General features: G+C 36.2%; 13 protein-coding genes. 5 read left to right on the top strand and 8 right to left on the bottom strand.

Translation table 11 applies throughout. The annotated features are described in order from the left end of the window. Positions 1 to 178: 178 nt before the first annotated feature. From C1631_RS08760 to C1631_RS08740, 5 genes are all read right to left on the bottom strand, one after another. Positions 179 to 1,597 carry an amino acid permease gene (locus tag C1631_RS08760; protein WP_109711709.1) on the bottom strand — a complete coding sequence of 473 codons (1,419 nt, stop codon included), beginning with the start codon at positions 1,595 to 1,597 and terminating at the stop codon, positions 179 to 181. 125 nt (positions 1,598 to 1,722) lie between these two features. After that, positions 1,723 to 2,553, bottom strand: a complete 831-nt coding sequence (locus C1631_RS08755; protein WP_109711707.1) for a hypothetical protein — start codon at positions 2,551 to 2,553, stop codon at positions 1,723 to 1,725. 173 nt (positions 2,554 to 2,726) lie between these two features. After that, positions 2,727 to 3,341, bottom strand: a complete 615-nt coding sequence (locus tag C1631_RS08750) for a response regulator transcription factor (protein WP_103249719.1) — start codon at positions 3,339 to 3,341, stop codon at positions 2,727 to 2,729. Continuing rightward, entirely contained in the window at positions 3,338 to 6,310 is a 2,973-nt protein-coding gene (locus C1631_RS08745) for a sensor histidine kinase (RefSeq protein WP_109711705.1), read from the bottom strand. Before C1631_RS08745 ends, C1631_RS08750 begins: the two co-directional genes overlap by 4 nt. A gap of 279 nt (positions 6,311 to 6,589) precedes the next feature. Further along, complete coding sequence (locus C1631_RS08740) at positions 6,590 to 6,886, bottom strand: helix-turn-helix domain-containing protein (RefSeq protein WP_103249621.1); 297 nt, start codon at positions 6,884 to 6,886, stop codon at positions 6,590 to 6,592. A gap of 183 nt (positions 6,887 to 7,069) precedes the next feature. Here C1631_RS08740 and ccoN point away from each other — a divergent pair, with 183 nt between their 5' ends. From ccoN to C1631_RS08715, 5 genes are all read left to right on the top strand, one after another. Then, positions 7,070 to 9,349 (top strand): cytochrome-c oxidase, cbb3-type subunit I, encoded by a 2,280-nt coding sequence (gene ccoN / locus C1631_RS08735; RefSeq protein WP_109711703.1) that lies wholly within the window; start codon positions 7,070 to 7,072, stop codon positions 9,347 to 9,349. Positions 9,350 to 9,371: 22 nt separating this feature from the next. Further along, positions 9,372 to 10,259, top strand: a complete 888-nt coding sequence (locus C1631_RS08730) for a cbb3-type cytochrome c oxidase N-terminal domain-containing protein (RefSeq protein WP_109711701.1) — start codon at positions 9,372 to 9,374, stop codon at positions 10,257 to 10,259. A gap of 286 nt (positions 10,260 to 10,545) precedes the next feature. Further along, entirely contained in the window at positions 10,546 to 15,576 is a 5,031-nt protein-coding gene (locus tag C1631_RS08725) for a translocation/assembly module TamB domain-containing protein (protein WP_109711699.1), read from the top strand. Next, positions 15,576 to 17,903, top strand: coding sequence for a translocation and assembly module lipoprotein TamL (gene tamL / locus C1631_RS08720; RefSeq protein ID WP_103247563.1), 2,328 nt, complete (start codon positions 15,576 to 15,578; stop codon positions 17,901 to 17,903). The genes C1631_RS08725 and tamL overlap by 1 nt, the downstream gene beginning before the upstream one ends. A 1-nt stretch (position 17,904) precedes the next feature. Then, positions 17,905 to 18,852 (top strand): YihY/virulence factor BrkB family protein, encoded by a 948-nt coding sequence (locus C1631_RS08715; RefSeq protein ID WP_109711697.1) that lies wholly within the window; start codon positions 17,905 to 17,907, stop codon positions 18,850 to 18,852. A gap of 36 nt (positions 18,853 to 18,888) precedes the next feature. On the opposite strand, the gene argS is transcribed toward C1631_RS08715, so the two are convergent. The 3 genes from argS to C1631_RS08700 form a co-directional block, all read right to left on the bottom strand. Then, entirely contained in the window at positions 18,889 to 20,649 is a 1,761-nt protein-coding gene (gene argS, locus C1631_RS08710; RefSeq protein WP_103247564.1) for an arginine--tRNA ligase, read from the bottom strand. Positions 20,650 to 20,788: 139 nt separating this feature from the next. Then, positions 20,789 to 22,354, bottom strand: coding sequence for a SusD/RagB family nutrient-binding outer membrane lipoprotein (locus C1631_RS08705; RefSeq protein ID WP_109712338.1), 1,566 nt, complete (start codon positions 22,352 to 22,354; stop codon positions 20,789 to 20,791). A 5-nt stretch (positions 22,355 to 22,359) separates the two neighbouring features. Further along, a complete protein-coding gene (locus C1631_RS08700; protein ID WP_103247565.1) occupies positions 22,360 to 25,281 on the bottom strand; it encodes a SusC/RagA family TonB-linked outer membrane protein in 2,922 nt (973 codons plus the stop codon). Between the last annotated feature and the right edge of the window lie 34 nt (positions 25,282 to 25,315).

The raw sequence follows: 25,315 nt of genomic DNA, 5'->3' as shown, positions 1-25,315 counted from the left end.
TTAGCTTCATCGAAATAATTTGGCAGAAGCTTTTGTTCAGTAAACCAAAAAAAATAAAAAGAATGATATACTTTTCAAAATATATCGTTATACCAATTTACAGAAAATAAAAATAAAAAAGGTGAAAATCATTTAATTTTCACCTTCCCAAAACATATATATACCTGTTTTTATATTCTTACTTTGGTTTATATAATTTATACATCATAAATAAAAACCCTATCCAAATCGGAATCAAAATCACCTGAATTTCCATTCCTGTAATACTCATTAATCCTAAAATAAGAATTAAAAAGGCAATACAAATGTAATTGGATATGGGGTAAAAGATGGATGGAAATCTGGATTGAATTCCCTCACTATTAATTGATTTTTTAAACTTCAGATGCGTGTAACATATCATCAGCCAATTGATAATTAATGTAGACACCACTAAAGCCATTAAATATTCAAAAGCTTTTTCAGGAACCAATTTATTAATAATAATACAAATTCCCGCAAAGCATGAAGAAACAATGATGGCATTGATCGGTACAGAGTTTTTATTCAATTTCTTTAAAAACTTAGGTGCATTTCCTTGCTGAGCCAACCCGAAAAGCATTCTACTGTTACTGTATACACTACTGTTATAAACAGATAAAGCAGCTGTTAAAACAATTAAATTAAGAACATTGGCAATTAAGGTATTAAACTGTATAACTTTGCCAAAAAGACTAAATTCCAATCCATTTAAATTTTGAAAAACCATTACAAAAGGACTTGAACCCTCTGTAATATCTCTCCACGGGCTCAATGAAAACAGAATCACCAAAGCTCCTACATAGAAAATCAAAATCCTGTAAATTACCTGATTGGTAGCCTGTGGAATTGTTTTTTCAGGATTCTTCGCTTCAGCTGCCGTAATCCCGATTAACTCCAACCCACCAAATGAGAACATGATCATGGCCATGGCAGCAAACAATCCGGAGTATCCGGTTTCAGTTTTATTGAATAATCCTTTGGGAAAAAATCCGCCATCATTCCATAAGTTGGTAATGGATGCTTTTTCGCCTCCTGTTCCGCTGATCAACAAGTAGACTCCAAAGATAATCATCGCAATGATTGCGACTACTTTGATAATAGAGAACCAGAATTCCGTTTCTCCATAGACTTTAACAGAAGCCAGATTCAGCGCATTGATGATCACAAAAAAGAATAAACTGGAAACCCAAAGCGGAATTTCCGGCCACCAGAAATGAATATAATGCCCGATTGCCGTAAGTTCTGCCATACTTACTAAAATATAAAGAATCCAATAATTCCATCCGGAGGCAAAACCCGGAAAATTTCCCCAATATTTGTAGGCAAAGTAGCTAAAACTTCCCGAAACGGGTTCCTGAACTACCATTTCACCAAGCTGACGCATAATAAAAAACGCAATGATACCCGCTAAGGCATACCCTAAAATTACCGAAGGTCCGGCTAATACCGCGGCAGGTCCTATTCCCAGAAACAAGCCTGTTCCGATGGCACCTCCCAGGGCAATTAATTGTATGTGTCGATTTGTTAATCCTCTAACTAAAGTCTCGTTTTGTCCTGTTTTATTTTCGTTGCTCATTGAATGAATTATTCGGTCGCTAAATATATAAAAACTTTTCAGAGAAATTCACATTCCATGGGGTAAATTGACAATTTATGAATGAAGGGTCACGAGTTGTTTTTGAATTATATTGGTACAAATATTTAATTGGTTGGAACTGCATAAATGATATTTTCACTCCAATCTCCTCCAAATGACTGAAAATTGGTAGCTGAAGTCTGTGTTCCTCCAACCGAATTATTTCCGGCAATATATTTATATCTTTTTATAGCTCCGGAAGAATTATTAATGACTAAACTCCCTTGTATCATAGAAAATCTGGTAAGTCCTGCGGTGGTAGGGCCTTGTACCAAACCACTTACTAAAGTTGGACTTTCGGTAAGGTCTGTAGAGAATGTTGCCAATCCTCCAATTGTAATGTTAGGATCATCTGAAAAACTGGTTCTCAACCACATCCATTGATCACTTGCAAGTACCGACCCCGCAGGCAGGATGAGTTGCTGAACCGTAACCAGCCATTTACCGGGAGGTAAATCAATGTAAGAACCTGTATATTGAAAAGTATTTGTAAAATTAAAAGGAAGATTAATTCCAGCTCCATTCACTCCTCTCACAACAGTTAATCTTACTGGCTTCCACACTCCGTTTCCACTCGCATCTGAAGTTAAAACATAGTTTGTATTTTGTGCTCCGTCTGCAATTTTTATCCCTGATACTGGTAAAGCAGGTGTTCCTGTTGTTTTGATATCCAGACTGGTAACCGGAGCATTGTTTCCGATTCCAATATAACCATTACCTGTTATCACTACATCATCCGTCTGATTGGCCGGACTTACATTTCCTGATGTTTCATTGTTCTTCTTTCCGTCGAGATGAAACATTGCTCTCGGATTAGGAGTATTCACCCCAATCTGGGCATTTACTGTACTGTGTAAACCTATCAGTACTACGATGAAAAATAAACTTTTTCTCATAAAAAAAATGGATTTAGAATCTAAGGGTGTTTTATAACCGCCGTTACCTGAAATGTTTTAGGCACCGAAGTTGTGCACAAACTTAGTGTGAAAAACAAAGAATTCACCAGCAGACCCTGTACGCATTTTTCCACAAAACTGTAGGCTTATTATGACATCAACAGCTTTCTATATTAATGAATTTCTTTGTAAACTTCCAGTAATTCTACCAGATTTGTGATTTTTAATTTCTGATAAACTCTTTTTTTATAGGTTCCGACTGTTGACTCCTGAATATCGAGTGTATTGGCAATCTCAAGGTTTCCATTCCCTTTAGCCAAAAGAGTAAAAACCTGCAATTCTCTTTCGGATAGAATTTCTGAGGGCTTCTTCTTTTTCATTCCTTTCAGCATTTCATTCAGAACTTCGGTCGTATAATAGTTGCCATCTTTAAAAATAGTTTCGACAGCTTTTACAAAATCTGTGGCATCACTCTGTTTATTTAAAAAACCATCAGCCCCTTCTTCAATATACTGGATGGCAATATTTTCTTTATAAGAGGTGAATATTAAAACCAGACTCTCTTCGGAGATGGTTTTTATTTCTTTCACCATCGATTTAAGAATACTTCCGGGAAGCTCTATATCGAGAATAATAAGATCAAACTTTTCTTTCAGGATCTTTTCTTTTGTTTCCTCATAAGTTTCCGCAAAATATATTTCAACATCGTCAAAATTCTTCTCCAGAATCATAGCCGTTCCGATTCTTACTACATGGTGATCATCTGCAATGAGTATTTTTTTTGTCATATTTTAATAAGGATTTTAATGTGGGTACCCCTCGGTATATTTTTATGAAAGGTCATTTCGGCATTTATTTTCATCATCAGTTGTACAACCATATGCAGCCCGAGTCCGTAATTTTTGAAAATCAGGTGTTCAGATTGTTTTTTCTGAAAAAGCCCGGAGTAATATTCTATCTGTTCATGAGACATTCCGGCTCCGGTATCCTTAATGCAAATTTCTATATGTGATTCCGTGGAAGCTGAGGTTATAATAATTTCGCCACCAGAAGTATATTTCACTGCATTATCTATGAGGTTATGAAAAATAGCCAGAAGAATATTTTTATTGACCTGTAATTTTAGGCCGTGATCACAAAAATTATACATAAAGGTATTTTTCTGAGCTGCAATTTCTTCAAATAATAATTTTTTAGTTTCAATTAAATCATAGACAAGATATTCTTCTCCGGTCGTGTTACTTTGTTTATATAGCTCCGTATATTCTTTAAGACTTAGTGTAAATTTATATAACTGTTCTGATGTTTTATAAATACTATCAAAATATTTTCTCTGTGCTTTAGGATCTTCAGATTGGGTAAGCTCCTGGGAAAGAAGGGCAATAAATTTTACAGGAGTCGTAATATCATGGCTAATGCTTTCTACCAGTTTTTTTTGATAAGCCGATTCGTTTTTAAGCTTATTGCTGGTTTCCTGCAGCTCTTTATCTTTATGAACCAAAGTATTTTTTAACACTTTATTTTTTAATCTTAAAAAATTGGTTCTGATTCTTATAATCGTAATTAAAATGATGATAACGATAATGATCATCAGGATTTTAAAAGTCAAGGTTTGATAAAAATAGGCCTCTACTTCTATGGGAAAACTTTTATAAACAAATTTTCCATTTTCTGAAGATAAAAACCTGATCAGTACATTATATTTTCCTGGTTCTATATTCTCCAATCTGAAAGTCTTGTCATTTTTAATATTAACCCACTGACTGTCATCATCCACCATAAGTTTTGCTTGAAGATAAGTATTGTCGAGATTAAAATAGTAGGGAATATCAATATACAGTTCAGCATTTTTATAGCCGCATTCCAGAAAAAGGTTGCCTTTAAGATACCTCATTTGCCCATTCACTTTTGCTCTTTCTATATATAGGGTATGATCAGAAGGAAAATAGGTTTTTACATTTTGAGGGGTAAAAAATACAAATCCATCCATAGAAGGAAATACAAACTGTCCATTGCCTAAGACATTCGCGCAAGGATCTGCACTTCCATTGAATTCATTGTTCAAAAATCCGGACTCTTTGGTATACCGATAATAGGTGACCACTCCTTTAGGTTTTTCAATATATTGCAGGAGCCTGTTTTTATTAATCTTAAATAAACCGTTATCAGATGTGATCCAGAAGTTGAAATTCCTGTCTTCAAGTATATAATGGGCATTCGCTAAAAAATCATTCCTATCAGTAGGCACTTTAATAGTCTTTTCGTTTTTTAACAAATATATTCCCCTGTTATAAGTGGTCAACCAGATATTTCCATCATGTATTTTTATGATCTGCTTTACCGGAAGATTCTTTGCTATTTGTTTTATAATTTTGTTGCGGGCAAGAGAGAAAACATAAATTCCGCTACTCCCCCCCAAGTAAAGAAGATCTTCATTATATCTGAGTACTGTATCTATATTATCCTGACAAGGGATAATACGTTCAGTTTCATCAAAATGATCCTGTTTAAAAATATAGAGATAAAACTTATTTCTGTCTAAAACCGAAGCCATATACATCCCTCCGCTTTTATACAATCCATCCACCTCTTTTCTTTTAAAAGAAACAGAATCATATTTAATAAATCCCGAATTTTTATATCTGATATGAATAGAATTATTTTCTCTGTACACCAGATTTCCGGAATTATCCTGAAGCATATATCTTTTGTCGTAGGATTGAGGAGCTTTAAATACCCTTTCAGACTTATTAAGAGAATATCTGATGCCTTCCTGGGTTATAATAGCATTATCTCCGTATGGAATCGCGGCATAGCAGACCTCATCCTGATAAGGCAGATTCTTTGTGGAAACAGAAAAATCTGATAAACTCAGAATTTTAAGCCCATTAATCGAACTTCCGATATATAGCTTGTTGGAAATTTCATCATAGAACATGGCACCGGAAATTTCTTTGTCTATTTGCTTATACTCCAACAAATAAGTAAGGGTAAGCTTTCCCCCTGAAAACTGACTTCTGTATATTTTTCCATGGTTGATGATGAAACCCTGTTTTGTAATCTGTTGCCAATAGATTTTTGTTTCGGGATCACTATAAAGAAAAGGAGCTTCAATATCCGAGACCTTTCCTTTGTATACCAGACGAACTTTTCCATCAGCCGGGTCACTGATAAAAACATGTTCACCGTGAACAAATACCCTATTTAATCTACTGCATGGAAAATCTTCGAGAACTTTCGTCTTTTTCTTACTTTTTTGATCAACATAGATCATGCTGTTATCCTCAAAATAATAAGAACCTGTTTTAAGCTGAATAAAATAGGAATCGATATAGTGCGCAATATACCTCACCGTAATATTGTTCTTGACAAGTCTCTTATATATTTTTTTCTTTGCAGAATCACCGGATTCAAAGGTATTAGCAGCCGGTATAATTTTGGGCTTTCTTTGAGAAATCAAAAGAACATTATTTTCTGAAGTATTGAAAACAGCAATGCTATCTTCCTTTATATTCCCATAGAAATCCCCAAAGCTCAGATTTTTAAGTTTAAAATCTTTGTATTGCACAAAATTGCTTCCGTCATAACGCAAAACTCTACCCTCCATAGATAGCCAGATGAAGCCATATTTGTCTTTTACAATATCCTTAATACTGTTTTGAGGCAGACCATTATCCATGTTATACCATTGGGTAGTATAGCTTTGTCCGTTGCTGGATAAAAAGAACAACATTAAAATAAGGGACAGAAGCTTCATTCAGTTGGACCGGCATTATTTTTATGACAAATATATTATAGAAAATTAGAATTATTGTAAATATTTATCCACAAGAATGTGAATTTTTATCCACATAATTATTTATGAATAATTTATATAATATCATAAATTTGATCAAAACCAAAACTTGTCCCTTTTCATGGTCTTTGAAAAATAAGACTGATTGCTAGAAACACAATTCACAGATCCAAAAAATAATGACCTCTCTCAAATAAGGAGGTCATTATGTTATTTTATAGATAATGTAAATCTGAGAAGTTATAAGTATTCTTTTGGAATGGCAATATTATTCTTTTTCATATATTCTACCAATCCCTGATATTTGTTTTCATAGGCATCATCAGTTCCACATTTATGAGAAATACTGCAGATGTCCGAAGGTTTTATATCCAAAATATCTGAAATTTTAGTCAGTATCTCCAGATTGATCTTCACCTTGGAATTCTCAATATCGGAATATGCTTTTTGGGAAATCCCCATTTCAAAAGCCATATACTCCTGTGTAAGATCTCTGCTCCTACGGATTTTTCTGATATTTTGTCCACATACTTTCATCGTTTTTGTTTTAGTAGTTTTCGGTATACTTTAGAAGATTATCTATTAGCCTCCAACAAAGTTAATAAATACCTTTGGCAAAACATTATACACGTTACATGATATTTATTTTCAATATAGAAAAAGGTAAAAAATAAACCTGTTTCATAGAAAATATCACTTCGGTAAACACTATTGGAATTTATGGAGACGCAAAAATTTAATTATGACAATAATATTGTCAGGGCATTCCTCTATGCTACTATCGTATTCGGACTCGTAGGATTTCTGCTTGGGCTCACTGCTGCATTGATGCTTTTTTATCCTGAATTACCTGAATTTTTATTCGGTACAGATGATACTACTATCAAAAGCTTAGCATCGGGAAATATCCAGGGATTGATTAATACCCAGGGGGCGATGGGCTTCGGCAGGATCAGAATGCTTCATACGAGTGCCGTTATTTTTGCTTTCGTTTGTAATTCCTTTTTCTGCGGTGCTTACTACAGTATGCAAAGGCTGCTGAAAACAAGAATGTATAGTGACACTCTTTCATGGATCCACTTTTGGTCATGGCAATTTATGATCATTACCGTAGTGATTACATTCTTAATGGGAATCAATACTTCTAAAGAATATGCTGAACACGAATGGCCTATTGATATCTTAATTGCATTCTCATGGATCATCTTTGGAATCAATATGTTCGGAACCATCGCCAAAAGAAGGGTAAGACATTTATATGTAGCGATCTGGTTTTATCTGGCAACCTGGATTGCCGTAGCCATGCTTCACATCTTCAATAATCTGGAAGTTCCGTTATCTTTCACAAGCTGGAAATCTTATTCTGTATATGCAGGTGTAAAAGACGCCTTGGTACAATGGTGGTATGGTCACAATGCAGTAGCATTCGTATTAACCACTCCTGTATTAGGTCTGATGTATTACTTTATGCCAAAAGCGGCACAACGTCCTGTATTCTCATACAAACTATCTATTATCCACTTCTGGTCGTTGATCTTTGTATATCTTTGGGCAGGCCCTCACCACCTGCAATATACAGCATTACCTGCATGGGCGCAGGCAGTAGGAACAGGATTCTCCATCATGCTTATAGCTCCATCATGGGGAGGAATGTTAAACGGGCTTCTTACTTTAAGAGGCGCATGGGATAAAGTAAGAGAAAATCCTATCCTTAAATTCTTCGTCGTTGCTATTACCTGCTATGGTATGGCTACTTTTGAAGGTCCTCTGTTAGCAACAAAATCTTTAAATAAAATCGGACACTATACCGACTGGGTTATTGGTCACGTACACCTGGGAGCTCTTGGATGGAATGGATTCATGGCCTTCGGAGTGGTATATTACCTGGTACCAATCATGTGGAGAACAAAGCTTTGGTCTAAAAAAATGGCCAACTGGCACTTCTGGCTGGGAACATTAGGAATTATCTTCTACGCTGTACCCATGTATATTGCAGGATTCACACAGGGTCTGATGTGGAAACAGTTCAACCCGGATGGAACATTATTATGGAAAAACTGGCTAGACACTGTTACAGCGATTATTCCATACTTTAAAATGAGATTCTTAGGAGGTATCTTTTATCTTTCCGGAGCGATTTTAATGGTAATCAATGTAATTAAAACTGTTAAATCGGGCTCATTTCAAAAAGAAGTTCCTGCGGAAGCTCCTGCATTGGCCAACATTGGAAGCTCCAGAAAAGAAGGAGAGGGCGTACACCTTTGGTTGGAAAGAACTCCCACCCTACTTTCGATACTTGCTTTCATTACAATAGCAATTGGTGGACTTGTGGAAATTGTTCCTACCCTGTCGTTGAAACAAAGCGTTCCTACCATTACTGCTGTAAAACCATATACTCCATTGGAACTGGAAGGAAGAGATTTATATATCCGCGAGGGATGTAACTCGTGTCATTCTCAAATGATCAGACCTTTCCGTGATGAAGTAGTACGATTCGAAGGGAAGAATGGTCAGTATTCTAAAGCGGGAGAGTTTATTTATGACAGACCATTCCTTTGGGGATCAAAAAGAACCGGACCAGATCTTCACAGAGAAGGAGGCAGAAACCCGGATTCATGGCACTTCAAGCATATGTATAACCCAAGAATTACTTCGGCAGGTTCCATCATGCCCCGTTTCCCATGGTTAATTACCAATAAACTGGATCGTACCCAGATGGCAGATAAAATGAAACTGATGAAGAATGCCTTCGCGGTACCTTACACCAAAGCACAGATTGATTCTGCTAATCAGTGGGCAGACAATCAGTCAAAAGCGATTGTAGAAAGAATTTATTCAGAAGCTACTGACGTAAAAGATCAGATGATAAAAGAAAAAATAGCTAAAGGCTCTGCATATGTTCCTCTTGAGCAAAGAGAAATTATAGCAGTGATAGCCTATCTGCAGAGATTAGGTACAGATATCAAAACAACGGAGATCCAAACAGCAAGTGTAGACTAAGTAAAGATAAAATGGTATTGCAATGAAAACGAGAACCCCAATTTCAGTATATATCTCAGTAACGATAGGTTTAACGATCATGGCTTTTGAAATGTTTGCCAGTGATTCAGGATATTTTTCTTCCCCATTTTTCTGGGCTCTGATTCTGATTACCGTCATTCTTCTGATGATCATGAACTCTATCGGAGATTTGATCGAGAACGACAGCTTCAGTAAATTATCTGAGGATGAGAAAAAAGAATATCTGGCAGAAAAAAGTATTCCCTATTATCAGAAGCTATGGAATTCAGCTTTCAAAAAGCAATCTGTAAGTGAAGAAAAAGACATTCTTATTGACCATGGTTTTGATGGAATTACTGAACTCGACAACTCGCTTCCCAAATGGTGGATCGGTCTGTTCTGGTTTGGATGTATCTTCTGTGTGGTCTATTTAATGGCATTTACCTTTACTGACTATGCCCATCCTGACGCTGAATATACTAAAGAAGCTAAAACGATGCTCGCTTCCATTGAAGAATATGAAAAAACAGCACCCAAGATCAGTCTGGAAACAGCAAAATACAGCGCAGATAACATAACAGAAGGCCAGGAACTTTTCAAAACCAATTGTGTGACTTGCCATGGGGATGGAGGGAAAGGAGGCATTGGTCCTAACCTTACCGACACCCACTGGATCAACATCAAAGAAAAAAGTTTATTTAAAAATGTTTTCTGGATGCTTGAGAACGGTTCGCCAAACAATCCTACCATGAGACCTTTTATTAAAGAAGGAACCATCACAGGAAAAGATGCTGAAAAAATTGCAGCCTATATTTATCATATCAATCAGGAATCTTCCCCGATCACAGTATCACAAGGTGGCGCTGCCCCACAGGGAGAGGAAGTAAAATGGGAGAATGGGAACAATTAAAAATAATAAATAAACCATGCCACGCCCCCTTTAGAACAACACTAACATTTGAATTTTCATTTTTGCTAACTAACCTTTTCAACATTAAAAAAAATGATATAAAGGGGGCTTTCTAAAGAACAAAATCCACACCTTGGTTCGTCTTACTCAACTATTCACTTGACAACTACTAAACTAAAAATTCCATAATAAGGGGACCAAGGCAGGATTTTTGCATTCGTAAAGGGTACCACAACAAAGTGTAAATAATTTAGTATTATTATCTTTGTTAGAAACCACACCGAATTTGAAACTGAAAATCAACACCACAAAACTCTTAAGGCGTATTGTAATAACCTTTATTTCAATAGTGGTTTTACTTACCCTGTTGATCCTAAGCTTAAGACTTCCAGCTGTTCAAAATTTTATTAAGGACAAGCTTATTGTTTATCTGGAGAAAAAAATCAAAACCAAAGTAAGCCTGGAAAGGGTCTATATAGGATTTCCGAACAGTATTGTTATGGAAAATCTTTACCTTAAAGGTCAAAATGTCGATACACTTCTGTCGGTCAAAAAACTGGATGTTGGTTTACACATGCTGAAGCTCATTAATTCAACTGCAGATATTACCTCTGTAGAAATGCAAGGAGCCAGAGCCAATGTAGTACGCAAACCGGATGGCAAATTCAATTTTGATTATATTATTGATGCCTTTGCCACTAATGATAAAGAAGAAAGTTCTTCTAAACCGTTTATCATTTCACTTGATAAAATTAACTTAAAAGATATCGGAATCACCTTCAATGACCAGCAATCAAAAAACGATATCAATCTGTATTTTAAATCTTTTGACACAAGGGTTAAAAAATTCGACCTTGCTAAAAACAACTACGCGGTTAATGACATTAATCTTGACGGACTAAAATTAAAGCTGAAGCAGGGTATTGTAGAAGAAGTTTCTCAAAAAATTGAGAAAAAAGTAGACTCTCTGAATAAAAAGGAGCCCATGAATATTGGTTTGAGAGGAATAAAACTCACCAATTTCAATATCGATTACGGTGATGAAAACACCAGGACATTTGCCAAGGTACTGTTCAAAGAACTAAGCACTAAGGTTAATAAACTGGATCTAGAAAATAATGCATTCAATGTTGACAATGTTTTCCTTTCCGGGGCAGATATTAATGCCAATCTTTACCTTCCTGCACAAAATGCCAATCCTCAAAAAACAAAAGAACCGGAGATTTCAAAAACTTCCGATCAGAATAAAGCTATGAGCCTTCTGTTAGGAAAACTGGTTCTTAATGATGTAAAAGCTACGTACAGCAATACTGCTATCGCTCCTACCAGACAGGGAATGGATTTCAATCATATGAACTTCTCAAAAATGAATATTGAATTGAGAAGTTTCAAAATGGAGAACAATACTTTTGCCGGAACTGTTAATTCTGCAGAAATACAGGAAGCCCGAGGATTGGATATTCAAAAATTCAATACGGATTTTGTATATACCGAAAAGGAGGCTTCTCTAAAAAGCCTATACCTTCAAACTCCGAAAACACTGTTGCGTGATGAGGTTATTTTAAATTATAATTCCATCGATCAGCTCAGTTCAAATTTGGGTACTGTCAAAGTTTCAGCCAATATTAAAGATTCTAAAGTCGGTTTTTCTGATATCCTGAACCTGGTTCCTACATTAAGAAATACGGTCCCTTTTAATAAATACCCGAACGCCGTTTTAAATGTCAATGCCAATGTAAAAGGCAGTGTAAACGATCTCCTTATTCAGGATCTTAAGGTTTCAGGATTGGATCAGTTGAGGGTAGTGGCATCGGGAAAAATCAAAAATGCGATGAATCCTGATCAGCTGTATTATGATGTAAGAATCGGAGAATTTTCATCTAACGCCAAAACGATTTTCAACCTTGTTCCGAAAAATACAATTCCATCTAATATTTCCCTTCCATCCACTTTTAGCATAAAAGGTAATGCAAAAGGTACAACCAAAGTAGTAACGACCGACCTCAACCTCTACTCTACCCTTGGAAATGCCGCTATCATTGCAAATGTTGATATGCGCAGGAAAAATCACGAATTGTATGATGTAAAAGCCAATCTGCAAGGAATTCAGGTGGGAAAAATCATTCAGAATAAAGATGTCGGACCAATTACAGCTCAGATTTATGCAAAAGGAGAAAGTTTCGACTTTAAAAATGCCAATGCAGATGTAAAGGGACATGTAGCTTCCGCTGTTTACAAAGGGTATCACTATCAAAACATGAATTTAACAGGTAAGATCAATAAAGGAGCTTATCATGTTATTTTAGATTCAAAAGATCCAAATGCCAACCTGCAATTGACAGCTTCAGGAGTGTATGACGAAAAAAATCCTACCGTAAAAATAAACGGTGAAGTAATTAAACTGGATGTCAACAAGCTTGGATTCTATGAAAAACCGATGATTATTGCAGGAAAAATTGACGGAGATTTCTCCAGTCTGGACCCGAACAACCTCAATGGCTATTTAAATCTTAAAGATTTTGCATTTTCGGATACCAAAGAAGTATATCCTGTACAGGAAGTAAATCTGAAAGCATCTTCTACCAGTGACTCAACACAGATCATATTCAATTCTCAAATTGCTGATGTTGAGCTAAAAGGAAAGTACAAACTCACACAAATCTTCGGAGCTTTAACCCAGACAATCAACCAATACTATCAGTTCCAAAAAACGGATAAAAGTCAGAAAATTGATCCGGGACAACATTTTACCTTTACAGCAAAAGTGAAAAATGATGACCTGATCAGAAAATTCGTGCCAGAGCTTAAAGATTTTGAAACCATCAATATTAATGGAAACTATGACGCCGATTCTCAAAAAATTGAACTTGACGGACAAATTCCACGACTATTATATGGTGAAAATACGATTGAAAAAGGTACTTTAAAAGTTACCAATGAAAATCAGGCATTACAATACAACCTCAATGTTGCTGCTTTAAAAAGTTCAAGTTTTTCACTGAATAAAATCAATATTGATGGTGATGTTGCCAACAATACCATCCATTATAATGTCACGACGAAAGATGATAAAGATGCCACCCAATTCCTTATTGCCGGGAATGCACAATCTTTGAATGACATTACAGAAATCTCTTTAAATCCAAACGGATTAAAACTTAATTACACAGACTGGAATGTTGCGGAAAATAATAAAATTCAGATCAGCAGTAAAGGAATTCTCGCCGACAATTTTATTTTATCGAATGGGAATAGTCAGATTTCACTTCAGTCTGAAAATAATAATCCCGGCAGTCCTTTAAATATTTTGTTGAAAGATTTTAAAATTGAAACCATTACAGAACTTATTAAGAAAGATACTGTATTGGCAAGAGGAACAATCAATGGGACTGCACAATTAAGAGATATCACTAAAAAGATGACCTTCACATCGGATCTCAATATTTCCGATCTGATTGTCTACGGAAGTCCTGTGGGAAATCTTGCCGTGAAAGTCAACAATGCTTCACCGAATGTTTTAAACGCAGATATTGCACTTTCCGGAAATGATAATGAAGTGAAAATCCTGGGAGATTACAACACTTCTTCCAGCTCATTTGACCTGAATATGGCCATTAATAAGCTTCAGATGAAAACACTTCAGGGCTTTTCAATGAATGCTATAACAAATACGGAAGGTTATCTCTCTGGAAATTTAAAAATTACGGGAAGTACGGATAAACCCAATATTTTAGGAAAAATAAAACTGAATGATGCCGGATTGGAGATTGCAAAAACAGGAAGCGACTTCAGAAAGCTGAATGATGAAATTGATTTTACCAGCCGTGGGATTGAATTTAATAAGTTCAAAATTAACGATAAAGACGGAAATGCACTTGTTGTAGACGGGCAGGTACTTACCCAAACGTATAGAGATTTTGCATTTAACCTTAATGTGAACGCTAAAGATTTCAAAGTAGTCAACTCTCAAAAATCGAACGATGCCATGATGTATGGTATCCTTGCAATTGATGCCGGTCTTCGTATCCGTGGAAATCTTGACTTACCAAAAGTAGACGGACGACTGAGTGTCGCCGACAATACGGATTTCACATTTGTTCTGCCTCAATCTAGTCCTACATTGCAGGAGAGAGATGGCATTGTAGAATTTGTGGATCAGGATCAGGTTGTGCTCAATAAAACAATCAAAACGGATTCTCTTAACGCCCAAAGCCGTATCAAGGGAATGGATGTAAGCGTTAATATTGAAGTGAGTAAAGAAGCAAAACTTTCATTAATCATCGATAAAGCCAATGGTGATTTTGTACAACTACAAGGTGAAGCGGAATTAACCGGAGGAATTGATCCTTCAGGAAAAACTACACTTGTAGGCGTCTATGAAGTGAACAAAGGAAGTTATGATCTTTCGGTAAGTTTCCTGAAACGTAAGTTTGACATTCAGAAAGGAAGTACCATCACCTGGACGGGAGAACCTACAACAGCTATAATGGATATTACTGCGGTTTATAAGACTGAAGCGGCTCCTATTGATCTCGTGGAACAACAGATAGGTACTGAAGGAGGAGCATCTATGATAAATCAGTTTAAACAGAGAATACCATTCAATGCTCTGTTGAAAATGAAAGGAGAGCTGTTGAAACCTCAGCTTAGCTTTGATGTGACGACAGAAGAAAAAAATAACTCTGTATCCTCTAATGTAAAAGATATTGTTGACCAAAAATTAGCCCAGCTCAGAACTCAGGAATCTGAATTAAATAAGCAGGTGTTTGCTTTACTTCTCTTAAACCGATTTATTGGAGAAAATCCTTTTGAAAGCGGTGCCGGAATGTCTGCAGAAACTATGGCAAGACAAAGTGTGAGCAAGATTCTTTCACAGCAATTGAATAACCTGGCAGCAGGGCTCATCAAAGGGGTAGACCTTAATTTTGGACTTGACTCTTCAGAAGATTATTCTACCGGTCAGAAAAATACAAGAACAGACCTGAATGTGGATATCAGCAAAAAACTTCTGAATGACCGATTAAAAGTAACGGTAGGAAGTAATTTCGGACTGGAAGGGCAAGCCCGTCAGAATGAAAATATGACCAATATTGCAGGAAATGTGTCTGTTGACTACAGTCTTTCTAAAGACGGAAGATATATGTTACGGGCTTATCGTAAAGATGAATATCAGGTAGCCCTGCAAGGCCAGATTATAGAAACCGGACTTGGATTTATCATCACACTGGATTATGACAAATTCAGGGAGATTTTCCAAAAATCAAAAGAAAAAAAAACCAAAAAGAATCAAAACAACCAAGTGGTAGAATTTAAATAATGAGTAAGACGTTCCATACATATTGCAAGTATCTGTTGACTTCCGGATTGGTATCTACCGTGATTTCCTGCAGTAATACCCGATTTTTAAAAGAAGGTCAGATGCTCTATACGGGTGCTGATGTGAAAATCATCAATGACACCATGTCCAAAAAAGAGAAAAAAGATCTTCAATCTGCCCTGGCAGAAAATCTCAGACCCAAACCTAATTCTACATTTTTGGGATTACGACCTAAACTGTACTTCTATAATATCGCCAAAGAACCTAAGAAGGATAAAGGCTTCAATTACTGGTTAAAATATAAAGTAGGTGAAAAACCTGTTTTGTTGGGTGATGTAGATCGTGAATTCAATAAAGATATTATTGAAAATTACTCTGAAAACAAAGGATATTTTAATGCAAAAGCTACCTATGATACGGTGTCAAAAAATAAAAGAGCTCAGGTTATTTATACTGTAAAACCCGGAGCCAGATATCTGATTGATGGCGTAAAGTTTCAAAAGGATTCAACAGTGGTGAATCAGGAAATTCAAAATTTAACGGGAAAAACACTGTTGAAAAATGGGAAACCTTTCGATCTGGACGTTATAAAAACCGAAAGAGAAAGGATTGACAATGGATTAAAAGAACGTGGCTTTTATTACTTTCACCCTGATAACATCATTGTACAGGCAGATAGTACCGTCAACAAAAATCATAAGGTTGAACTCAATGTAAAACTTAAAGATAACACACCCGCTTTATCGACACAGCAATTCAGTATTGATAAAGTGGTGGTATTTCCCAACTATAATATTCAGGATGTAAAGGACGGAAAGTATAGTATTCCAATGGATAAAGATTCCCTTTCGAAATATGCTTTTGATGACATCTATGTAATTGACCCGCAGCATAAATTTAAACCCAGGATTTTTGACAGAGCATTATATTTTAAAAAGGGAGATCTCTATAACCGTTCCAATCATAATCTTACTTTAAATCGCTTAATCAGCCTTGGTGTTTTCAAATTTGTAAAAAATGAATTTGTGACTTCAGATTCTTTGAATCATAAGTTTGATGCCTATTATTTATTGACACCGAGACAAGTTCAGTCCCTACGTCTGGAAGCTTTAGGAAGAACCAATTCTGCGAACTACGCGGGTAGTGAGCTGAATCTGAACTGGACTCACAGAAATTTTTTCCGAGGTGCTGAACAATTTAAAGCGGCGATTTTCGGAGCCTTTGATTTCCAGATGGGAGGTGCTCAGAATGCCAATAATATTTTCCGTGCGGGAACGAATGTACAACTTTCCATTCCAAGAATTGTGGCACCATTCCGTTTTCATTCTTCCAGTGAATTTGTTCCAAGAACAAATATTACATTAGGATATGAATTCCAAAATCGTACCCGATATTACACCCTGAATAACTTTACAGGCTCATTTGGATATCTATGGAAAGAAAATGCAAGAAAAGAGCATGAACTGAAGGTGATTGACATTACGTTAGTATCACCACAAAAGGTTACAGATGAATATAGAGCTAAATCTGCCGGAAATCCTGCTATGCAACGAATTGTAGATAAGCAGTTAATTTTTGGTCCTACCTATTCTTTTACCTACACCAATACGATGCTGCCAAGAACCAATACTGTTTATTATAAAGGCACACTTGATCTGGCAGGAAATATTACAGGTCTTGTTTCAGGTGCTGATGTAAAAAAGGACAAAGAGAAAAAAATATTTGGAATTCCTTTCAGCCAGTATGTAAAGATTGAAAATGATTTTAGATTCTATCATAAGTTCACTGAAAAATCTTCACTGGCGACGAGATTTATTGCTGGAATTGCTTATCCATATGGAAACTCCGAGTTTATTCCTTTCTCTAAACAGTTTTTCTCAGGAGGAAGCAACAGCATCAGAGCATTTCGCGCCAGAACACTAGGGCCGGGAAGTTTTGATCCGAGAACCATTGATGAAGGTACTTATTTTGATCAGTCCGGGGACGTTAAACTCGAATTAAATGCTGAATACCGCGCCAATCTTTATAAATTTTTAAATGCTGCCATTTTTGTAGATGCCGGAAATATATGGCTCCTTCACGATGATTCAACAAGACCCGGCGCAAAATTTACAAAAGATTTTTTTCAAGAAATTGCCGTAGGTGCCGGAGTTGGTCTGAGACTTGATTTTTCAATCCTGATTTTAAGGCTTGACCTGGCAATGCCATTGAGAGTTCCTTATTATGAAAAAGGAAACAGATGGGCCTTCGATAAAATTAACTTCGGAGATTCAAGCTGGAGAAAAGATAACCTTGTTTTAAATATAGCCATCGGATATCCTTTTTAATATGATCAAAAATGCAAAATTTTTCTGGGAGGTTTTAAAAGACACGTTTACAGAATGGAACAGTTCTTCCGCATCAAAAGATTCGGCAAGTCTTGCCTATTACGCCATTTTCTCTATCCCGGGATTATTGATTATTATTATCTGGGTGCTGGGAAATTTTTTTGGAGAAGAAGCCATCCGCGGACAAATCAGTACTCAGATCAGTGGTATCATGGGGCCTGATGTTGCTAAAAGTATTGAAGGAATGCTAGCAGGTGCCCTGATTGACAAAAAAAATATTTTTATGAAGGCTGTTGGAGTAGGCGCCTTGGTCTTTGGTTCTACTACCTTATTCTTCCAACTTCAACATACATTGAATTCACTTTGGGATGTAGAATCTGCTCCTAAAAAAGCGCTAATTAAATTTTTACTGGATAGAGCCAACTCTCTTGGTATGATCCTTATTCTCGGCTTTTTACTGATGATTACCATGATTCTATCTTCATTGATCAGCCTTTTTAATACCATCATCACCCAATACTTTGGATTTGAAACCTATTTGCTTGTTGAGGTCGTCAATTTTTCCATTGGATTTGGTCTCGTCATGCTGTTATTTGCCTTAATGTTTAAAGTTCTTCCGGATGTTCAGATCACCTGGAAATCTGTTTGGAGAGGTGCTTTTCTTACAACCGTTTTATTTACATTGGGGAAGTTTTTACTGAGTCTTTATTTCAATCAGGTTAAACCTACTTCAGCATTTGGAGCTGCCGGAACTGTTATTCTGATTATGATGTGGATCAATTATTCCTGTATGCTGATATTTTTTGGGGCTAAGTTTACCAAAGTTTACACTTATAAAAAAGGGTATCCTGTAATTCTCTCCAAACACGCAAGATGGAGTGCGGCCAAGCTGTACGCTGATAGTTTGAAACAGATACAGAATAAAAATAATGAAAACACGAATCCATAAATAAAAAACCTCCTGAAAACTCAGGAGGTCTATTTTTTACATTCTGTTTACGGTTCCGATTCCCAGAAGTTCCAGAGACTTTTTAATGGTCTTGGCTGTGAGATCTGACAGATTTAAACGGAATTGTTTTACATTTTCATCATCCTGATTCAGAATGGGATTATTCTGGTAGAAAGAGTTATATGATTTAACAAGATCGTACACATAATTTGCTACCAAAGCAGGACTTAACGTTTCAGCAGACTTGGCAACTATTGTTTTAAGATTTGCCAGTTGCATAATCAATTCTTTTTCAAATTGGTTTAGAATGATATCAGCAGTATCTTTTTGCGCATAGTCTGCTTTAGCCAACAATGACTGAATACGGGCATATGTATATTGGATAAACGGCCCTGTGTTTCCATTGAAATCAATACTTTCTGCAGGGTTAAAAAGCATTTTTTTCTTAGGATCAACCTTCAGCATAAAATATTTCAATGCTCCTAATCCTACCGTTTCATAAGAAGTTTCTTTATCTTCCTCAGACAACGTTTCTAATTTGCCAAGTTCCTGTGCCTTGGATTTTGCTGTAGCATACATTTCCTGCATTAAGTCATCAGCATCTACTACAGTTCCTTCACGGGACTTCATTTTTCCTTCAGGAAGTTCTACCATTCCGTAAGACAGATGATATAACTGATCTGCCCACTCATATCCAAGCTTTTTCAAGATTTTAAACAAAACCTGGAAGTGATAATCCTGTTCATTTCCTACCGTATAGATCAGCTTTTGAATGTCGTTTTGTTTAAAACGCTCAACCGCTGTCCCCAAATCCTGAGTCATATACACTGAAGTACCATCAGAACGTAACAATAATTTCTGGTCAAGTCCTTCATCCGTCAGATCACACCATACGGAACCATCTTCTTTCCGGAATAAAACTCCTTTATCCAGACCTGCCTGAATAAGGTCCTTCCCTAAAATATAAGTATTACTTTCGTACTGAACCTGATCAAAATCGACGCCCAATCTTTTATAGGTTTCATTGAATCCTTTGTATACCCATGAATTCATTTCTGCCCATAGCGCTCTTACCTTCTCATCCCCATTCTCCCAATCTACCAGCATTTGCTGTGCCTCTCTGATCAGTGGAGCTTCTTTTTTAGCCTGCTCTTCTCCTACCCCCTGAGCTACAAGATCAGCAATTTCTTTTTTATAGTTTTTATCGAACTCTACATAGTAATTTCCAACAAATTTATCTCCCTTAGTATGAGTCGTTTCCGGAGTTTCTCCATTCCCGAACTTTTCCCAAGCCAACATTGACTTACAGATATGAATCCCTCTATCGTTAATAATCTGTGTTTTGATCACATCATATCCTGCCTCTTTTAAAATCTGCGCAACCGAAAATCCTAACAGGTTATTTCTGATATGTCCCAAGTGTAGAGGCTTATTGGTATTCGGAGAAGAATACTCAACCATGACAGTCGCATTTTTCTTTTCAACCGTTGAAAATCCATTGCTTACAGATCTGAAATTATCTACAAACAACTGATTTTTCACTTTTACATTAAGGAAACCTTTTATCACATTAAAGCTTTCAAACAAATCTGTTTGTGTGGTCAGCCCTTCCCCTAACTCAACCCCGATACTTTCAGGATTTTTCTTTAATTGTTTTACTAACGGAAAAGTAACAATGGTAAAATCACCTTCGAATTCCGTTTTATTTTCCTGAACTTCCAGCTTGATGTCTTTTAACTGATATACATTTAAAATAACCTCCGAAAGCTTTTGTTCTATAATATCTTTAATATTCATGTTCTTACATTCAATTTTAATGTTCAGAGATGGAAAATTTTCATTTAATGTTTCATCGCAGAATTTTGAAGTACAAATATACGGAAATTAAAAAACCGCCCGAAGGCGGCAATATGTGAATGTTGATAAAATGTGTATTTTAGTTTTTGTCCCAAATGAGCTTGGTATTCATTTGATCTCCTCCAATAGCCGCTGACGCCGCTTGATAGTTTATTGTATTTAATGTCTGAACATTTGTTGGATAAAAAATTCTGGTGGGTAAATCAGTTAACCCGGCAATAAGTGAAGTAAATGTATAAGTTGTTTCCCCCGTTGCTGATGGTACATTTAAATTTGCAGTTTGCCCCGGTAATAATAAGTGATTGGGATATCCCGTCCGCCTGTATTCTGCCCAGGCTTCATTAGGCTGCATGAATAATGCAATATACTTCTGGGTTATTACATTAGCTTTATTTGCACCTGGAAGTGTTGTTATAAATGAATTAATTTTATCAGTGGTTATATTCCACCTTTCCATAGATGCTCTTACTCCTTTTTCATAATGATCTTGTGACCATCCATTAGCTTCAGCCAATAGAAATTCAACTTCAGCATACTCCATAAATATTTCAGTATACGCCGGCTTTAAGACACTTGCACCAAAGAAGCTTGATGAACCTGCCTGACTTGTGGCCAATGTACTAGGTACCCCATACGGCATTCCTGATATCTGACTTGCACTTGTAGCTTCGGTCATTGTTTGACTCCTGATATTCCCTACCTTTACGGATGTTGGAGAAGCATATTTAAAAATCCTTGGATCTTCGCCAAAATTTCCCGTCTGACCTTTAAGTAGCTGAACAAAAGTTTTTGAAATCGCGAAGTCAGATCTCTCCAGATATGTTGAGAAAAAAGGAGAAGGGTTAACTAGATTATTTTCGTAGGTTAAACCAACTGTATCATCATTAGATGTCATTACCCCGGAAGCAATAGCATCTGCAATATGGGCTTCTGCCTCAGGTATAACTCCTTTTACTCTGATAGCCACTCTTAATCTTAATGAATTAGCAAATTTTTTCAATTTATCAGGACTATTAAACAGCTTATCTCCATCTGTTAAAATATCCTTTGAAGTGTCAATCATTTCAGAAGCTTCTTTTAGCTCTTTTAGAATATCTGTGTACACTTTTTTCTGACTGGCAAATTTTGGCTGTAAATTCACATTTACATTTAAAGCTTGAAAATCTTCATCTTTATTACCATAAGACCAATACGGTATATCTCCAAAGGCATCAACTAAATTTAGAAATACATAAGACAACATTATTCTTGAAACTGCAATTTGGTTTTTGTTTGCCCCGTAGTTTCCCATTTGAGATGCAGTAGCTGGATCTGTATTGAGATCTATTATCTTTTTGTAATCCTGTGCAACATAATAAGATCTGGTCCATAGCTGCGTACCAGTAGTAAGTCTATATTGATACCTATCTTCTTCAGTATACGTTCTCTGAGCCGAATATTGAACCCATGGCAGAATCATTCTACCTCCTACCCAGCCATCTCTTGTATAATCCATATACTCTTTGTTAGCATTGTTAAATAATCCTGTAGGCAATGGATTTTCAGTTGAATTGGGATTGGTATCTATTTCGTTAAGTTTATCAGCACAACTATTAACAGTTAATGACAAGCTTAGTAGTGCTAGTATTGAAAATATCTTTTTCATGATCATTAAAATTTAAAGTTTACATTAATTCCGTACATTCTCGTAGATGGCAGAGAACCACCTTCCAAGCCTTGAATGTTACCAGATCCATACGAAGTATTTTCAGGATCAATACCTTTGAAATCAAGATTCCAGGCAAACAAGTTTCTGGCAAAAGCAGATACTCTTATACCCTGAAGAGAATTACCAATAAGGGATTTTGGCAAATCATAAGATAAAGTAATATCTCTCAGCTTGATATAGCTTGCATCAAAAACATTTTGCGCGTCAACAGTATTATAAAAAGATTTTCCCCATGTTGGTGCATTTAATCTTATATCATTGGGAGTACCATTTTCTTTAACCCCAGGAAGTATAACTCCTGCTTCCCTGTTTCCTCCGAGAGCTGTTTCTTCCAGCATCCCCGTGTACATTCCCCACATATGGGTTGTTGAAAAATATTTACCTCCTTGTTGCATATCAATTAAAAATGACAAACCGAAATTTTTATATTTAAATGAATTTCTTAATCCCATATTATAATTGGGAAGAACCGAACCCAAAGATCTAATTTCGGAAGCTTTATAGCGACCTGTGTTATCAACTACTTTTTCACCATTTGCATCATAAACAAAGTCGGTCCCCAAAATCACACCATACGAATAGCTGACCTGAGCTGCAAGTTGCGCTCTAAAAGGAGCATTTGTTAAAATATAGTTTTGAAGATCACCTTGTAACTCGACTAGTTTATTTTTATTTTTGGTAAAATTCCAAGTCATGTCCCATGAGAAATTACTGTTTTTAACCGGAGTAATATTAACCATAGCTTCAATACCTTTATTAGTCATTTCACCGGCATTAATCCTCTTAAATCCGTAACCAGTAGACGGATCAATAGGTAATGGTATAATTAAATCAGTAGTTTTCACATCATAGTAAGTAACATCAAATCCTAACCTGTTTTTAAAGAAATTCATTTCTAAACCAATCTCTTTTGTAGTTTTAATCTCAGGTTTGATCATTGGCTCACCTTTTGTATTTGGCATGGAATATACAGGACTTCCGTTGAATGGAGTCTCTATAGAAGCGTATGTTCCTCTAATATAGGGATCTGAACCTCCTGCAATTCTTGACCATCCGGCTCTTAATTTACCAAAAGATAACCAATCAACATTTAGTATTTTGGAGAATACAAAACTTCCTGTAACTGAGGGATAAAACTGATCGTCATTTAACATGGAAAACCAATCATTTCTACCAGTGGCTTCTAAATACAAAAAATCTCTATACCCTACTGAAACTGAAGCAAATAAACTTCGTACACCTAAATTATAAGATGCATTAGAGGAACGCGGAGCCTCTTTACTATTAGCTAAATTATATAAACCTGGAATTATCAACCCACCTACGGAATTCCCATTTAAAACATCCCATTTACGATTCATTATATTGAATCCTGCAAATGTATTTAAACTAAAATCTCCGAAATTATCATTGTAATGAATTCTCGCTTCATAATTGAATTCAGAATTATTTCTTTTCTGAATGTTATATTTTGACAATGCGGCAGACCCCACAGCCACCCTGGAAGTTATCATCTGAGAATATGTGTCTCCATATACCTTTCCGGTAACGTACAATTTTTTAGAAAAGTTATAAGTTAAACCAGCATTTCCAAAGAACCTATTTCGGCTATCATCTGAAGTATTCTCGTAGATCGTCCAGTATGGGTTATCCGAAAAGTTTGGGGTTCCATCATCCCATGACGTTCTATTCCATGACCTCTGCATACCATTAGCTAATTTATAATCTTTCAACTCTGAAAAATCAAGCTGTCTCTGGCCCCATTGATAGAATTTTTGTGCAACTGAATTATCTCCATACCCTTGTTCCGGTCTGTTAAACCCTACTGTTCGTACATAATTAAAAACGGCATCAGCTTTCAGATTCTCGGATAGTTGGGTATTAACATTTAAGCTAAAATTATCTTTTTTAATCTCTGAGTTGGGAACAATTCCATTAATTTTAGTATTGGTATAAGATAATCTTACATTTGTATTTTCAAACGATCTGGAAACAGAGAAATTATTTGTATATGTCGTTCCAACTCTAAAGAAATCGTCAACATCTTTGTTTGGAGCCACCCATTTCTTCAATTTCATGTAGTCATTACCAAATTCCGGATCAAATGAATTCCACCCCAGATAATATAAATTGGGGTCATATTTTGGACCCCAGCTTTCATCAGTACCAAATTCAACAATATTATAGGTTTTTCCATCAATTGTTGCTGTAGGTAAACTTGACTGCAAACCACCTCCATATTGGTTTTGTAATTTGGGTCTAATATAAATTGATTCAAAAGAGATACCTGTATTAAATTGGATTTCAGTTTTACCTCTTTTAGCAGATTTTGTGGTATAGATTATAGCTCCGTTACCAGCTCTATAGCCGTACAACGCAGCTGCAGGGCCGCCTTTCAATACTGTTACACTCTCAATATCATCCGGATTGATGTCAAACGTTGCATCTCCATAATCTCTTCCTCCTGCACCTCTTTCGGTATCACTACCGTTCACATTTGAATTGTCCAAAGGAATACCATCAACAATAATTAGCGGACGGTTTTCTCCCGTAACCGAACTAATTCCCCTCATTGTTATTCTGGTGGAACCTCCCATACTAGAGGGAGCCGTAACCTGTACCCCAGCAACATTTCCGGACAATGCGCTAACAGCATTAGTTTGCCCCGCATCTGAGATGACATCCCCTTTAATCTCCTGAGAAGCATACCCAAGGGCTTTTTTCTCTCTTTTAATTCCGAGTGCGGTAACGACTACCCCTTCGATTTCTTTTGTTTTCATGGTATCTTTCTTCTGTTGTGCATTTGTGACAGCTATAGAAGAAGTTAACACTAAAACAAGAAGACTTGTGTTTAGTTTCTTCATATCAAAATAATTTTTGTATCCGCACAAATTTGTT

The sequence above is a fragment of the Chryseobacterium phosphatilyticum genome, assembly GCF_002899825.2.
Lineage (GTDB): Bacteria > Bacteroidota > Bacteroidia > Flavobacteriales > Weeksellaceae > Chryseobacterium > Chryseobacterium phosphatilyticum.
This window is presented reverse-complemented; position numbering and strand designations above follow the sequence as displayed.